Annotated in this window: 15 protein-coding genes; 7 read left to right on the forward strand and 8 right to left on the reverse strand. The window is 54.8% G+C overall.

The window, feature by feature from the left end:
* Positions 1–348: 348 nt before the first annotated feature.
* Positions 349–546 carry a hypothetical protein gene (locus KP707_RS13970; protein WP_010516885.1) on the forward strand — a complete coding sequence of 66 codons (198 nt, stop codon included), beginning with the start codon at positions 349–351 and terminating at the stop codon, positions 544–546.
* Positions 547–572: 26 nt separating this feature from the next.
* Here the strand turns inward: KP707_RS13970 and KP707_RS13975 are convergent, their stop codons facing one another.
* The 4 genes from KP707_RS13975 to KP707_RS13990 are packed head-to-tail and all read right to left on the reverse strand — an operon-like array spanning position 573 to position 6,823.
* Positions 573–3,707, reverse strand: a complete 3,135-nt coding sequence (locus tag KP707_RS13975) for an efflux RND transporter permease subunit (protein WP_211497535.1) — start codon at positions 3,705–3,707, stop codon at positions 573–575.
* Positions 3,707–4,741, reverse strand: a complete 1,035-nt coding sequence (locus KP707_RS13980) for an efflux RND transporter periplasmic adaptor subunit (RefSeq protein ID WP_011251445.1) — start codon at positions 4,739–4,741, stop codon at positions 3,707–3,709. Before KP707_RS13980 ends, KP707_RS13975 begins: the two co-directional genes overlap by 1 nt.
* A complete protein-coding gene (locus KP707_RS13985; RefSeq protein ID WP_019088956.1) occupies positions 4,738–6,180 on the reverse strand; it encodes a TolC family protein in 1,443 nt (480 codons plus the stop codon). The genes KP707_RS13980 and KP707_RS13985 overlap by 4 nt, the downstream gene beginning before the upstream one ends.
* Positions 6,173–6,823: a cation transporter gene (locus tag KP707_RS13990; RefSeq protein ID WP_010516881.1), complete on the reverse strand. Its 651-nt coding sequence runs from the start codon at positions 6,821–6,823 to the stop codon at positions 6,173–6,175. The genes KP707_RS13985 and KP707_RS13990 overlap by 8 nt, the downstream gene beginning before the upstream one ends.
* 73 nt (positions 6,824–6,896) lie before the next feature.
* On the opposite strand from KP707_RS13990, the gene KP707_RS13995 reads away from it, so the two are divergent.
* A complete protein-coding gene (locus KP707_RS13995; RefSeq protein ID WP_003618791.1) occupies positions 6,897–7,295 on the forward strand; it encodes a helix-turn-helix domain-containing protein in 399 nt (132 codons plus the stop codon).
* A 189-nt stretch (positions 7,296–7,484) separates the two neighbouring features.
* Here KP707_RS13995 and KP707_RS14000 read toward each other — a convergent pair whose 3' ends face one another.
* The 3 genes from KP707_RS14000 to KP707_RS14010 are packed head-to-tail and all read right to left on the reverse strand — an operon-like array spanning position 7,485 to position 8,405.
* Positions 7,485–7,730, reverse strand: a complete 246-nt coding sequence (locus KP707_RS14000; RefSeq protein ID WP_062106882.1) for a hypothetical protein — start codon at positions 7,728–7,730, stop codon at positions 7,485–7,487.
* Complete coding sequence (locus KP707_RS14005) at positions 7,723–8,151, reverse strand: type II toxin-antitoxin system VapC family toxin (RefSeq protein ID WP_064275563.1); 429 nt, start codon at positions 8,149–8,151, stop codon at positions 7,723–7,725. The genes KP707_RS14000 and KP707_RS14005 overlap by 8 nt, the downstream gene beginning before the upstream one ends.
* Positions 8,151–8,405: a type II toxin-antitoxin system Phd/YefM family antitoxin gene (locus KP707_RS14010; protein ID WP_024716583.1), complete on the reverse strand. Its 255-nt coding sequence runs from the start codon at positions 8,403–8,405 to the stop codon at positions 8,151–8,153. The genes KP707_RS14005 and KP707_RS14010 overlap by 1 nt, the downstream gene beginning before the upstream one ends.
* A 161-nt stretch (positions 8,406–8,566) precedes the next feature.
* On the opposite strand from KP707_RS14010, the gene KP707_RS14015 reads away from it, so the two are divergent.
* Positions 8,567–8,755, forward strand: coding sequence for a hypothetical protein (locus KP707_RS14015; protein WP_062446539.1), 189 nt, complete (start codon positions 8,567–8,569; stop codon positions 8,753–8,755).
* A 69-nt stretch (positions 8,756–8,824) separates the two neighbouring features.
* On the forward strand, positions 8,825–9,565 hold the full coding sequence (locus KP707_RS14020) for a hypothetical protein (protein WP_346004355.1): 741 nt from the start codon (positions 8,825–8,827) through the stop codon (positions 9,563–9,565).
* 67 nt (positions 9,566–9,632) lie between these two features.
* Here KP707_RS14020 and KP707_RS14025 read toward each other — a convergent pair whose 3' ends face one another.
* On the reverse strand, positions 9,633–10,079 hold the full coding sequence (locus KP707_RS14025) for a hypothetical protein (RefSeq protein WP_211576390.1): 447 nt from the start codon (positions 10,077–10,079) through the stop codon (positions 9,633–9,635).
* Positions 10,080–10,191: 112 nt separating this feature from the next.
* Between KP707_RS14025 and KP707_RS14030 the strand changes: the two genes are divergently transcribed.
* From KP707_RS14030 to KP707_RS14040, 3 genes are all read left to right on the forward strand, one after another.
* Positions 10,192–11,628, forward strand: coding sequence for a site-specific integrase (locus KP707_RS14030; RefSeq protein ID WP_215751818.1), 1,437 nt, complete (start codon positions 10,192–10,194; stop codon positions 11,626–11,628).
* 417 nt (positions 11,629–12,045) lie between these two features.
* Positions 12,046–12,963: a replication protein RepA gene (locus KP707_RS14035; protein WP_194263241.1), complete on the forward strand. Its 918-nt coding sequence runs from the start codon at positions 12,046–12,048 to the stop codon at positions 12,961–12,963.
* A 140-nt stretch (positions 12,964–13,103) separates the two neighbouring features.
* Entirely contained in the window at positions 13,104–13,784 is a 681-nt protein-coding gene (locus KP707_RS14040; RefSeq protein ID WP_194263242.1) for a ParA family protein, read from the forward strand.
* Positions 13,785–13,961 lie beyond the last annotated feature (177 nt).

The following is a 13,961-nucleotide window of genomic DNA, read 5'->3' on the forward strand; positions in this document are numbered from 1 at the left end:
TCAATGACCGAAATGGGCGCACAGTGGCCGTCACAGGCATTGAATTAACGGTAGGAAACATCGTCTGGACGCTGAAAGACGGACCTTCCGTTCACTCCCCACTGCCTGTCCGCTCAAGGAATATGCAGCAGACAGGCGGGGTACGCCTCATGTCGGACATAAAAGTGGGTTGGCTCGCCTTTCGCATAACGGACATAGTCCGCGCAGTCCCCCGCTATCACTTGGAGCCGAGAGTGGGGTGATCGTTATGGGAAATAACCAGCAAGAATACAGGCGCTTAGGTTGGCCGTAGCAAGACACGCCCGAAGCCACTGGGCAGGGAGTATAAATCATTTGGATCGGGCAACGATGCTTTCGGTTTTCGGCCTTGACACGATGATGTTCGGTGCGGGCGGCAATCCAGATTTTCTGGACAGCGTCAAGATTCATGAAGGCAATTCCGAACCCAACCAGAAGGTCGAGCCAGACCGAATGGTGGCCGAGCGTGATACGGAAGCAGTTTTCATTCTGGGTTCTATTGGCATATCGGACATAATCTTCAAGTAGTTCTGTGCAGCAGTGGCCCATACCTGTCACTTGAACAAGGTTTCCGGAACTCCCGTTTCGTTTTCAGAAAAACTACCAAATTTGACAGCAAGAATAGGCAAAACAAACAGGTTAAGTATCATTGATGTCATGAGCCCTCCAAGAATGACAGCTGCCATAGGTCCTTCGATTTCCCGCCCAGGCGCATTCATATCAACAGCCAGAGGCGCCAGTCCAAGCGCCGTAACGAGCGATGTCATGAGTACGGGGACGACGCGGTCTCTGGCCCCCCGGAGCGCTGTTGTTACTCCCCATGTGAGATGTTCCCGCTCGACCAAAGTCTCAAAATGCGAAATCATCATCACCGAATTCCGAAGCGTAATCCCGAATAGAGTAACGAAGCCGACTGTTGCCCCAAGAGTTAGCGTTGTGCCGGAAACAATGATTGCCAGAATGCCGCCGACAAATGCGAAGGGAAGATTGACGAGTATCAGAGCGAGATTGCGCCATCCTTGTGTGATTATTGAGAGCAGAATCATGACCGCTATGGCAGCGAGCCCGGAATTTATAAACAGTTCCTTGCGTGATTGTGATTCAGCTTCCGCTGCGGATGTAAACTGAACGTAGGTTCCAAGAGGCAGTTTGATATTTTTTGCTATAGCCGTGCGTGCGTCCTGAACGAAAGATTGAGCTGATCGTCCTGTAACATTTGCGGTGACAGTCTGTGTTCTCTGTGCTCCCAGATGTGACACCTGATAGCGACCGTTCGTCTCATATATGTCTGCGACAGCGCGGAGTGGTACGTAGTTTCCGTGAACAGTATGCAGTGGCAGGAAGCCGACAGACGCAACATCATTACGACTTGCGTCATCAAGACGAACCATAACATTAAAAGCCGCAGAACGCTCGTATATCTGCCCCACGGTTTCACCCTGCCAGGCTGTATGGATGGATCGGAGTACATCCGCCGACCGAAGCCCCCAGCGCTCCAGATCAGCAGGGCGTAGCCGAATAGCAAGTTCCGGAACACCAGGGGGTGCTTCTATCCGGACATCTGTTGCGCCATGTATCTGATGCAACATGCGGACAATATTATTTGCCTGGATATCCAATACATCCAGATCATCGCCAATAATATTGATTGCCACAGCCGAAGACGAACCAGAAAGGGTTTCGTTTACGCGCATCGTCAAAAAACTACTGACAGAAAAACTGGCCCCAACGAACCCGTCAAGCGCTTTGCGAACGCGGGCATCAATCTGTCGGGAAGCCTTCCCATCCACCTGATTCAAATCAACCTCAAACTCGCTGGTATGTGGTCCATACGTGTCCTCATCCAGCGAGGCGCGTCCGACTCTCTGAGCAACCGAACGGATTTCGGGAAGCTGACGAAGTTTTTCTGTAACCTGTCTACCTAATTTCAGAGACTGTTCCAGGGAAGTCCCCGGAGCAGCCGTCATATGAATGATAAGGTGACCTTCCTTGAAATCAGGAATGAAATCGCTTTCAAGGAATGGAAGGGCCGCAAACCCTATCAAGGTGGTCAGGATCATCCCGCCTATAACAAATCGGGGATGGCGCATTAATCTGGCCAGAAGACGTTCATAAGCTCTGGCGGTCCATCCTGCCAGGGGGGGCTCTCTCCGGGTTTCTCCAGGCGTCGCCAAGAGCCATGCGCAGAGTGCAGGTACAACGGTTACAGCAGCGGCAAGAGAAGCCATGACCGCAAGAACATAAGCTGTTGCCAGTGGAGCAAACAGTCGTCCCGAAAGTCCGGGAAGGGCGATGACAGGCAAGAAAACGATAATGACAGCAAAGGTCGCGTAAACCACTGCACTGCGGACTTCAACGCATGCATCGAGTACGACGCGCGCTGTAGATGCGGGCTGGACCAGAAGCCGGTTTTCACGCAATCGGCGTGTAACATTTTCGACCCCGATCACGGCGTCATCCACGACCTCGCCGATGGCGATAGCAAGCCCCCCCAGGGTCATGGCATTCAAAGTAACCCCGAGTGTCTCCAGCAACGACAGGGCTATCAGAATAGCCAAAGGTATGGTGGCGCAACAGATTGCAGCGGTTCGCAGGTCAAAAAGGAAAAGAAAGATTACGGTAACCACCAGAAAACCGCCCAGAAGCAATGCTCGTGTGGCATTCCCCAATGCGGTCGTAATGAAATTGGCGGGTCGGAACAGGTCAGCATGCAATGTAATCCCCTGTCCCTGCAATTGCGGGCGGAAATCGGTAAGTGCCGCCTCGATTTCCCGGGTCACAGCCATCGTATTGGCACCGTACTGTTCCCATATATTAACCACAATGCCTGTCTTTCCCTCGATACTGGCCGCGCCGAAGGCGGGAATAGGGGCTTCAGTTACAGTGGCAATACTGCCCAGTGTGACAGCACCATTATCAGAGCGGACAATCACAGTGCGGGCCAGACTTTCTGGCGTCAGGGCCTGACCGTCAGACTGAAGAACGACTCTTTGGTTCGGGGTATCAATAAAGCCGGCCCCCTGTATGCCAGTTGCTTCCTGGGCAGCCGCAAGGACGTCATCAAGTCCGATATGATGCAAGATGAGTTGGTCTGGATGTACCTGTATCTGGAGTGACCGACGCTCCCCGCCAAACACACTGACTCCAGCCACACCAGGCAACGCCAGCAGACGCGGCCTTAATGACCAGTCAGTAAGCGTGCGCAACTGCATGAGGGACTGTTGTTCCGACGTCAGACCAATCACCAGTACCAGACCGGCGGATGAGGTCAGTGGCGTCATAGTCGGAGCATGAACACCGGCTGGCAATTGCTGTGCAACAACATTCATTTGTTCCCCGACCAGTTGCCGGGCGCGATAAATATCGGTCGATGTCGCAAACAGGACGTTGACGACTGACAGTCCCTGAATCGAAGTCGATTGCACGCGCTGAATACCCGGGAGGCCGGTCAGGGCAATTTCCATTGGGCGACTAACCAATGTTTCGACCTGTTCCGGCGTAAAACCAGCGGCTTCGGTCTGGATCGTGACCCGTGGCGGAATGAATTCCGGAAACACATCATAGCTGGCATGTCTCAAGCCATACAGGCCATAGAAGAACAACAGACATGCGGTTGCGATAACCACGCCCCGGAAGCGGATCGAAAACCCGATAATAGCTGCCTGAAGGCTGAAAGAACGTCCCGTCATCAGTCGTCATCGTCTCCTGATTCAAGCTGAGCTCGGAATTCTTCAGACAGAAGTAATTGCGTACCCTCTACGACGATTTGCGTTTCGTGTGTGATTTGTCCTGGAGTATCTTGGATCAGGTAGCCACCTTCTCGGTCCGGCACGTCGGTCGTAAGGGGTAGGCGTGTAAATTTTCCGTGTCCGTTATCACGGTATATCCATGACTTACCTTGCAGCCAGATAATAGCTGATGCAGGTATCCGGATACCGGGACGTTCCTCTTCGGTAGGCAGGAGAACGGAAACATTCATGCCCGCGACAAGCTGACTTTCAGCCGACGCAAAATAGAAAAAGCTACGCCCCTGAATAGCAGGATCGGTCATGGTTACAGGAGACAAATAGTGGAGCATTGTCCCGTGTCCACCCGTGTTTCCATAATCGGTCACATCCGCCTGACTTGGTGGGGTTGGTAGATCCGTATCTGGTGGAAGGGTCACCTTGACCAAGACCACTTGTTGTTGAAGTAACTGTGTAATGAAAATTGTATTTTTTTCGGTAGCGTCAGATATGACCGAACCAAATTGCTGTCTGATAATATTAAGTGCGTTATTCACCCGGACCTGTTCTGCTTTTACCATAGCTGAGTTGGACTGAAATCTGGCTGTTGTCTCCTGGAATTGTTCCTGAGAGATATTCTGCCGATCGCGATACAGTCCTTTGTCACGATCGAGTTTCGCACGGGCAAGCGTCTGCTGTGCCTGCATGCTCTCCAGCCGCGCTTTCATGTCAGCATAATCACTAACAAGAGTGATAAGTTGTGTTGCGTTCAGAACGTAACCATAGGCGGGAACCAACTTTCTCCAAGGCACGATGCTGGGTCGTGCAGAAGCGATGCCACTCTTCGTAACTGCTTCCGGGGAGACCGTCACGGTCGCCTCTGCGCCAAGAACCGAAACTGGTGGATCATCATCATCTGCAATAGCAATGTCCGCCACGTTTAGAACTAGGAAGACAGAAAGACCTACAAGAGGCAGCCAGAAGGCCCTCGCTTTCATGGTGAGTTCCTTTGGTTATTTTCAAGCAGGCCGGAAACCTGCGCGGCACTGGTGTGATCAAAAATGGGCTGCTGCATGCCATCTTCGATCTGACCTATGGCTTGCCGTTGCTGAATTTCTGCTTCAAGAAGAGCGGTCTCTGCTTGAATCTGCTCTATATGAGTCATAACCATCGTTGGTCGGTCGATTGCGCCTGACTGAAGGCGGTGCTGCATCTGGTTCAGCCTTACCCGTACGGTTTTGGCAAGTTCATCCGCCTGTAGCAGAATTGATGTCGTGCCGCGGTAATTGGCCGTAGCCTGCGAGATGGACTTAAACACCGTGTTCTCTGCACGCCGGAGACGAGCCGCCGCCTCATGCTCCTGCCCAACAGCTTCAGCTATGGGGCCTTCGTTCTGATTGAAAATCGGAATTTGCAGAGAGGGATTTACCTCAAAGCGATTTGAAATATCCCAGTTATAGGCGGGACTGATGGTGACATCGGGATAGCGTCGGGAAACTTCGACCCGTAGAGCCTGTCGGGCGGCGTCATAAGACGCAAGAAGTTCCCGCAGATCCGCGCGTTGCATTACGGCTTGGTATCTCATGTCCTGTGAATCGCGGTATTCCATGAGGTCGGGACAGACATCAAATGCTTTTGTATCAAGAGCAATGGAATCAAGTGCTTCGGCAGGAACCCCGATTGCTCCTGCCAGAGCTGCCTTACGGACGGCATACTCGCGCCGCAGATCACTGACAGACAACTCGGCATGGATCATTTCCGTCCGTACCTGCGATATTTCGAGAGCGGATGCTCGCCCCTGATCAAAACGTGCCTGTTCCAGGGTAAAGAGTTCGCGTTTAGCTGCCGCAGTCTCTTCCACAAGCTTGAGGCGCCCGGATACAGCCCAGACGCCGAGAAGAGCAGACCGCGTGTCGCTGCGTAGTTTCCATGCAGTATTGATGACTTCCCATTGCGCGACGGCAGCCCGATATCTGGCTTCTTTGATACGGTGATAACGCCTGCCGAAAAATTCGATCAGTATTGACGCGCCGTAGCCGACGTAATGAGCCGATGGGCCACCCAGCACCGTGAAACTGGGATTGGGCAGTTGACCGGCTGTCTTGATTCCAGCGCGAGCCGTTTCCAGTTCAGCTTTAGCTACAAGGATATCGGGATGAAAATACAAGGTAGCAAGCGTCAGGCGAGTGATGCCCCATGCGTTTTCCTGACTCGATACGTTTGGTCCGAGAACTTTTGTAATGAATTCTTGCAATCCGGCATCCGTAAATTGACGGCTGGAAAATTTCTGGACATCTGATTCCGGCGAAATATTTGAGTGATCACTATTTGTACAGCCACAGAGCAGGGGAAAAATCAGGAGAATGAATGCCGCATTATAGCGTGTGCGTCTCCTTACCTGCTTAATATATTCTAGAGTATTATATGATTTATACATTGATATGTCGTGATATATCTGATTTGTTATCTGTTAGTTCTACTCTCGATTGTCGCATAATCTGCACACCTCCACTAATACCAAGCATCGCAAGGATGGCAGCTACCGCAATATCCGGCCACGCAGAACGAGTGCCAAACACGCCCAGAGCTGCCAGCACAACGGCAACATTTCCGATCGCATCATTACGAGAGCAGATCCATACAGAACGGCGGTTGGCATCACCTTTCCGGTGTGTCCATAATATGAGGGCACAGGCCAGATTGACCGCGAGGGCAAGCAGACCAATGCCGCCCATTGCGTCTGGGTGAGGCGGATGGTTGCTGTTCATTACTATCCACCCAGCATTGGCCATTACCCATAGCCCAGCCATGAACAGGGTCAGGCCTTTCAGAAAGGCCGCGCCAGCTCGCCATCGCAATGCCATTCCGGCAACACTGAGGCTTATTGCGTAGTTGGCGCTGTCGCCAAGGAAATCAATCGCGTCCGCCTGTACGGATGCAGATCCAACCGACACGCCAGCCCCAGCTTCAACGGCAAACATGCTGGCATTGAGAAAAAGCGCGATCAGGAGCGCTCTCCGCCATGATTTATTGATTGGTAGCGGCGTATCTGTGCATCCACCACAGCATCCTCCTGCCATCCAGCGCCTCCCTGACGAATCATCTGTTTTAATGTATGCTCCCTGTAGCAACTACAGGGTCAAGAGGCAGGGAATGCGATCGATTGGTGCCTTGGGGAAGGCGACGAATACCAAAGTCGAGACGATCCGCTATTACGAACGGATCGGTCTTCTGGCTCCGCCACAGCGGACCGATGGCAATTATCGCACTTATGATGATGAGGCACTCGCGAGACTGTCTTTTATTCGTCGATCTCGGGATCTGGGTTTTTCATTAGACCAGGTAAGAGCTCTATTATCCCTAACGGATCAGGGAACCCAGGATTGTAAGACAGTTGATAGAATTGCTCGTGACCATATGGCAGAAATTGAGCGCAAAATTGCGGATCTCATCGCATTGCGCCATGAACTTTCTACGATGATAGAATCATGCGGGGGAGGTAATATTTCAGAATGCCGAATTATTGAAGCACTTTCTCCGTTTGATAATTAGTTCTCCTGACTTTTTTCGCAGCCAGTCGATTCTGCATTTGACGGAAGATTACCCGAAATAGTTATACGGCCTCATCCTCACGTGTCAGAATCTGAAAAATCCTCATGGAAAATTCAAGGACTATACGTGCTCCCATGGTGGCAGTTTATGATCAGGCCAGTTCTGAAGCAGACATTCGGCTTCCCCTCCTTAGCGGACTTTCATTGCTTCATCTGCCCATAGGGCAATCTCACTTGCGGAGGGATTTTCAAGGTTCTCCGCTGCCTCAGCAGCGCTCGCTGCAAGACGATGCATCGTTACTGTCCAAGGGGCGTCTTCCGCTTCGTTCGGGAGGGCGGCGTTGATATACGCGCAGGCATCCACGAACTGCCTCAGTCCCTCGACGAACAGGGCTTCACAATCGGCCATGCTGCAGTCTTGCCGGTGATCAGTCATGCTGTGCTTTCCATGGATTGAGGAGTGGCACCCCCGAATACCGGAAATCATTCGTATTCCGTGTCACAACCGTCATGCCATGTACCAGGCCGGTCGCGGCGATAAGGGTGTCGCGCTCCGGGCCCGGATCCGGAACATGCAGGTGAGCGCAGCGGCGGGCGACCGCCAGATCGATGGGAAGTACCCGCTTCGAAAACTCGGGTAGCACGTAGTTCTCCAGCCAGTTCCGCAGAACGCTTCCCTGGGCGGGATCCCTGCGCTCGATCCGCATGACACCGACATCCAGCTCCATGACGGTGACGGCAGACAGGAAAAGGGTCTCGGCCTCCACCTGCTCTGCCCATCTGGCGACATTAGGGTCGGCCCTGCCCGCCCGCACCTTTCGCAGTTCGGAAACAACGTTCGTGTCCAGCAGGAACATCAGCCAAAGTCCGCGGGACGCAGGCCGAGGGTCATGGGCGTCGGATCGAAGTCGATATCTTCGGCACCAGGCAGGGCGAGTGCATCCGCGATCTTTCGCGGTCTGTGGGTCAGCCGGCGATAGTCGTCGATGCTCAGCAGAACATGCGCCGGCTTGCCGCGGTCGGTGATGAAGACAGGCCCCTCAACGGCAGCCTTTTTCGCCCGGGACGTGTCCTGGTTGAACTCACGACTGGAAAATGTGGTGACAGTCATCTCGGGAGCCTCCTGTTTCTTATGTAGCGACATTACTACAATGACGCAGGCAGCGCTATGGAAATCGGGCTCTTCCGGTCTGCACTCACAAACGGGCCAGCCAGTGTCCTTCACAGGGCAGGTGCCCGACCTGGAGCTGACATTCTGAACGGAGAAAGCCGATGAACACGATGGAGCATGGTGGTGCAATGGCAGTCGAGCGCGTCAAACGCCTCGTGGCGGAGGCGCGCAGCCGCACGGCCTCTTCGGAAAGCCCGCGGCCGAAGGACAGTTCTGCTGACGCGACTGAGGGAAACGCGAGCGTGGCCCCGAAGCGGGAGGGTGATCCGGGGTCGTCCCATCAGCATTGACGGGATATATCCCGAGCGCCTCGACATTCCCTCTTTCCACGGCGGCCACGCTCGGCCGTCCCTTTTGTGGTGATTGCCTTGACGACACTCATTCCTCTTTGCGTCCCGTTTGAGCGCCGTAAGGAAGCAGCCCGGGGCGGTGCCACGTTCAACGGGGAGCAGAAGTGCTGGATGGCGCACCGGGACAAGCTCGACGCTCTATTGCCTTTCGTGCCTTACCGGTATCGGCCGGACCGCAAGGCCCCCTACATCCGTCCGTGGATGGTGCCCCAGGCTCTGTGGGGCTTTAATCTTCGCGCCTTCCTGGCGCCCGAAGACTGGAACCGGATCCGGAAGGATGCCTATGCGCGATCCGGATCCCGTTGCCGGGTGTGCGGAGGACGGGGTCCCCAATGGCCGGTCGAGGCTGACGAAGGGTGGGCGTATGACGACGAGCGGCGGATCCAGACCCTCAAAGGGGTGATTTCCCTCTGCCCTGACTGTCATGGCGTGCGTCACTGGGGAAAGACCATGACCGAGGGCAGGCAGGATGCTGCTTTGGCCTGGATGGCAGAGGTGAATGGCTGGAGCCACACCGAAGCGGCGCGGTGCGGAGACCAGGCCATGAAGCAATGGCATACGCGCAGCCGCCATACCGACTGGCAGTGCGACATTTCCTGGGCAATCAGAACCTACAGTGTTGTGCCGATCAGGGACGGCGAAACGCTGGCCCGCGAGCTGAACCGGAAATTCGTGCGGCAGGCGCAGACGCGCGTTGGCATCAGGGCCGGGCACGTTACGCACATTGAACATCTGATCGGTGAGCGATAGGAAACAGCCCCCTTCCCCCGCCGGCTGAAGGCCCGTCGCATTCCAGACGGCTGCCTGATCTGACCCGTTACAGGCCCAGAGGCGGGACCCCGGCCCGATACAGACCTTCGAACAGATCCCCGAGCGCCAGGCGCCGTCGCAAGGTCAGGCGTCGTTGAGCCAGATGATACATCCGGTCGTGCAGCAGATGGCAGCGCTGACACAGCGCGCGCAGATTGCGCAGCCGGTTGCTGGTGGGATCATGATTCAAATGGGCCGCTGCCAGAACCACCTTCGTCTGTCGCATTTGCAGATGCTCGATCAGGTCCGGAGGCGAGATCCGCCTGCCCCGGCCATTGAACCAGTGCCCCGTCTCCGGATGCTTCCACCGGCCACCCGGCAGCACCTGAAGGTGATGTCCATGCGGCCGGCCGCAGCGCTGACAGAGACCCCCTGCCCGCTCGAACCGCACCTGTCGGCTCAGCTCGGGCCAGTTGGGAGGGTAAAGCGCTTTCAGTTCCGGTCGGATCGGCATTCAGTCTTCGTTAACACATTTCCGGCCTGCGTTGGACAGTGTTTGTTCTCCTCTCTGCCCTACCCCGGCTTCGTGCTATCAGAAGCCAGGTTCTGGTTTCGCGGAGGCGTACATGCTCAGCCATCTTCACATCGCAGGCTCGGCAAAGGCTGCCCGTGAGGCCCTCCTGGACCGGCTGGACCAGAAGACCCGGCAGCAGCTTCCTGCCGGCGATCTGACAGAAGCGGTGGCCCTGCTCTCGACCGGTCGCTTCTCCCCTCATCTCTCTCTGGTCATTCGCGGCATCGAATACCGCGACAACGAATTTGCCGAAGACACGGTCCTGTCCACCGAAGTCGAGACGGCCGAGGAGGCACTGGCCATCGCCAGTGCCCATCTGACCGCCCTGCCCTCCGGGCACGAGCTGGCGATCGCTCTGGATCTCGAACCCGAACCGGTGTTCGTCGCCTGGCTCAGGCCGAAGGCCGCCAGACGGCGCAAGGCGGCCACGCTGGCGCCGCTGGCCTCTCCTCTGGGTCAGCAGTCTGGCGCGGTCCTGCAGTGGTTCGATGCCCTGACCGACGAGGCCCTGCCCGACTATGACGGGACGCTGGTGACGGCGGAGCGCGCCTCAAAGACCTATTCCCGGGCGGCGAAGGCAGTAAACACACGTCGCACCTATCGATCGGCCGTGCGCTCCTGGTGCGCATGGGCGGCAGGACATGGGCTCCCTGCCCTGCCCGCCCGCAGCGAGGACGTCGCCGCCTATCTGGCTGATCTTGCGCTGCAGAAGAAGCGACCCGCGACGGTGGATCTGCACCGTGCTGCACTGCGCTATCTGCACCATGTTGCCCAGGTTCCCGTCCCGACCTCCCATGCTCTTGTGTCCGAAACGGTTGCGGGCATCCGCAGGACGTCAACGGAAAGTGCGTCCCGTCAGGTCAAGGGGCTGACCTGGGATCTGCTGAGCGAGGTCATCGAGCAGATCGATACGGATGAGCTGGTGGGCCTCCGCGACAAGGCCATTCTTCTGCTCGGCTTTGCCGGCGCCCTCCGACGGTCCGAAGTGGCGGCGCTGTGCCTGGACAACGTGGCGCTCGATGATGACGGAATGCGGATCCGGCTGGACCGCTCAAAGGGCGATCGCACCAGTCAGGGTGTCGAGGTGGCGATCCCGAGGGGGATTACTGCCCTGTGTCCGGTCCGGGCCTATGAAGCGTGGCTTCGGAAGGCGAAACTGGCCGAGGCCAAGGGACCGGTTTTCCGGCGCGTGTGGCTCCCGCCTGCTGCCGAGGCCGGTCAGCCCCCTGCCCTGCCCGCCATGGGTTCAGAGGCGCTGTCTGACCGGTCTGTGGCCCGCATCATTCAGAAGCGCTGCCTGGATGCGGGAGTGACAGGTGATTTCAGCGGGCACAGCCTGCGACGCGGAGCGATCACCACAGGAGCTCGTGACGGCACGGATCTGGTCTCGCTCAAGCGTTTCTCGCGCCACCAGACCTTCGGCGTGGTGGAAAAATATATCGAGGTCGAGGACGCCATGACCAAGCATCCAGGGCGCAATCGGTTCTGATTGGTCCGAGGATGAATCCGAATGTGCACTTTACCGGGATTTGCGATGAAATCCCCGATCTTTTCGATCCTCTTTTAAGCCTCGCAAGTGTGCACTTTAGCGGAGCCATCCGCGAGGGCAGGAGAATCGCTCGGAACTGGTAAGATATCTTGGCTATCCCGTGCACTTTTGCGGGCAAGGTGTGCACTTTAGCGTCGGAAGTGTGCACTTTTCCGGAGAGTGATACGCTAAAAACGGGACTCTTCCGTGTTGTCCTGTGCACTTTAACGGGACAAACTAATATATAAACTAATATCTTCTACTAAGCTTCTTCCCTCTAAAGTGCACAGCCGTGCCAAAGCATTTCCGTTCCCCGGTAAAGTTCACGGAGACAGATTAACTAGCTTTAGTCATACTCTCCACGTCGGAGAGATAGGCATGGCTGAAGTTCATCGAATTATAGAGCAGATAGGGCGCCAAGGCGCGCTTCAGCTCGATATAGATCGACGCGTGATCGACATCGCGAGTGGGTATATGTCGAGCGAAGAACTTGGCATTGGCTTCTTGTATTCTGGTTGGGCCCAAGCTGCATTGCCGCATAGAAGACTTAAGTCGAGCGCTGCATGGCAAGTAAAGAGCGATCACGTAACGCTGCTCGTTGAACCGGGACGGAGACCGGGAAAAGATGCCGAGCCTGAGTACGTAGGAGTTCCCTATGGAAGTAAAGCCCGTTTGATTATGCTTTATCTTCAGACCGAGGCACTCAAGACAAATAGCCGGGAAATCGAGATAGGGAAAAGCCTCCGATCATGGTTGAACCGCATGGGCATTCCCATCGGAGGAAAGGCAGTGGCAGACGTTCGTGATCAAGCCGAACGGATTGCGCGTTGTCGTCTAAGCTTTCATATAAAAACTGCCGATAGCACAGGATTCCTAAATCAAAATATCATCGACTCAGGAATGATCACTGAGTACGACGATGCGACAGGGAAACCAACGTCATTCCTTGACGCAGTAAAATTGTCCGAGAATTTTTTTCAGCAATTAAAACGCCACCCGGTTCCGATAGAAGAGGCCGCCATTAGGCATCTAAATGGTCATTCCCAAGCTTTGGATATTTATTGCTGGCTAGCGTATCGCTTACACGTCTTAAAAAAACCGACACCCGTTACTTGGGCGGCCTTAAAATTACAATTTGGACCAGGCGTTGCCCGTATGGACCATTTCCGCACAGGCTTTTTAGATAATTTGGGACTGGCATTAGCAGTTTATCCTGCTGCGAAAGTTGACGTCGACCGAACAGGCGCAACCTTGTTTCCCTCCCCTCCCCCAGTTAAGCCAAAAACACTCTCATAAAGACGGGATTACCATTGGTATACCGTTGACCTACCCGGGCAAGGCAGCTAAGAGGAGGCGTAATGTTCGTCTGCAAGCGGAATGGGGGGTATACCGAAGGTCTTCCGTTTCCATGCAGTATACTATTTTGGAGAACCTTAATGCCAACTATCGTCTTCGCTTCTCCGAAAGGTGGGGCAGGGAAATCTACGACAGCTATTCTCTTGGCATCGGAGTTCGCACATAACGGTGCCTCCGTAACTCTAATTGACGCTGATCCAAATAAGCCGGTTGCTCGTTGGGCATCACTTCCTGGAAAACCGGAGACGTTAAAGGTGATTGAAGACGTCACCGAGCGGACTATCATAAAGACGATTGACCACGAGGCAGAGGAGAGTTCGTTTGTAATAGTAGATCTCGAAGGTACCGCGTCAAGAATGGTACCTTATGCAATGAGCCGTGCGGATCTTGTAATCATCCCTACGAGAGGTTCAGCCCTCGACGCTGTTGAAGCTGTTTCTGCTGTTAGAGAGGTCAGGCAGCAGGAAGAGGCATTTAGAATCAACATTCCCTGTGCCATCTTATTTACCTGCACAAGCGCAGCAATACGACCGAGGACTTTATCTGCTATTGAAGCGGAATTCCGGGAGAACGGCGTACCCGTGTTCTCGGTTCAAGTTCATGAGCGTGATGCATACAGAGCGATTTTTTCTTTCGGAGGTACTATTCGTACTCTCGATCCCAAAAATGCGCGCAATCTTCCAAGTGCCGCAGCGAATATCGAAGCCCTTGCTAGGGAAGTGATAGAATTACTATCCAGCGAACAGGACGTAGATCGATGAAGTCACGCACAAGCATCTTTTCGGATCCGCAAAAGGGTGGAGCTATGGATCTTTCCAAATTCAAGCCCGCACCGAAAAACAAAGATACAAGGCCCGCGCCTGAGGAGATTGACCGGATCTCGGAAGGATCCCGATTTGTCAGTAGAGAAAGTGTATCCGAGCCCGAAAACTCCGCAG

Origin of the sequence: Gluconobacter sp. P5E10 (assembly GCF_018812145.1) — a bacterium.
GTDB lineage: Bacteria > Pseudomonadota > Alphaproteobacteria > Acetobacterales > Acetobacteraceae > Gluconobacter > Gluconobacter cerinus.

Excerpts from the sequence above, each read along its gene's own strand:
- KP707_RS13970 (WP_010516885.1), top strand. The coding sequence starts at position 349 with ATGCTTTCGGTTTTCGGCCTTGACACGATGATGTTCGGTGCGGGCGGC.
- KP707_RS13975 (WP_211497535.1), bottom strand. The coding sequence starts at position 3,707 with ATGACGGGACGTTCTTTCAGCCTTCAGGCAGCTATTATCGGGTTTTCG.
- KP707_RS13980 (WP_011251445.1), bottom strand. The coding sequence starts at position 4,741 with ATGAAAGCGAGGGCCTTCTGGCTGCCTCTTGTAGGTCTTTCTGTCTTC.
- KP707_RS13985 (WP_019088956.1), bottom strand. The coding sequence starts at position 6,180 with ATGTATAAATCATATAATACTCTAGAATATATTAAGCAGGTAAGGAGA.
- KP707_RS13990 (WP_010516881.1), bottom strand. The coding sequence starts at position 6,823 with ATGGCAGGAGGATGCTGTGGTGGATGCACAGATACGCCGCTACCAATC.
- KP707_RS13995 (WP_003618791.1), top strand. The coding sequence starts at position 6,897 with ATGCGATCGATTGGTGCCTTGGGGAAGGCGACGAATACCAAAGTCGAG.
- KP707_RS14000 (WP_062106882.1), bottom strand. The coding sequence starts at position 7,730 with ATGACTGATCACCGGCAAGACTGCAGCATGGCCGATTGTGAAGCCCTG.
- KP707_RS14005 (WP_064275563.1), bottom strand. The coding sequence starts at position 8,151 with ATGTTCCTGCTGGACACGAACGTTGTTTCCGAACTGCGAAAGGTGCGG.
- KP707_RS14010 (WP_024716583.1), bottom strand. The coding sequence starts at position 8,405 with ATGACTGTCACCACATTTTCCAGTCGTGAGTTCAACCAGGACACGTCC.
- KP707_RS14015 (WP_062446539.1), top strand. The coding sequence starts at position 8,567 with ATGAACACGATGGAGCATGGTGGTGCAATGGCAGTCGAGCGCGTCAAA.
- KP707_RS14025 (WP_211576390.1), bottom strand. The coding sequence starts at position 10,079 with ATGCCGATCCGACCGGAACTGAAAGCGCTTTACCCTCCCAACTGGCCC.
- KP707_RS14030 (WP_215751818.1), top strand. The coding sequence starts at position 10,192 with ATGCTCAGCCATCTTCACATCGCAGGCTCGGCAAAGGCTGCCCGTGAG.
- KP707_RS14035 (WP_194263241.1), top strand. The coding sequence starts at position 12,046 with ATGGCTGAAGTTCATCGAATTATAGAGCAGATAGGGCGCCAAGGCGCG.
- KP707_RS14040 (WP_194263242.1), top strand. The coding sequence starts at position 13,104 with ATGCCAACTATCGTCTTCGCTTCTCCGAAAGGTGGGGCAGGGAAATCT.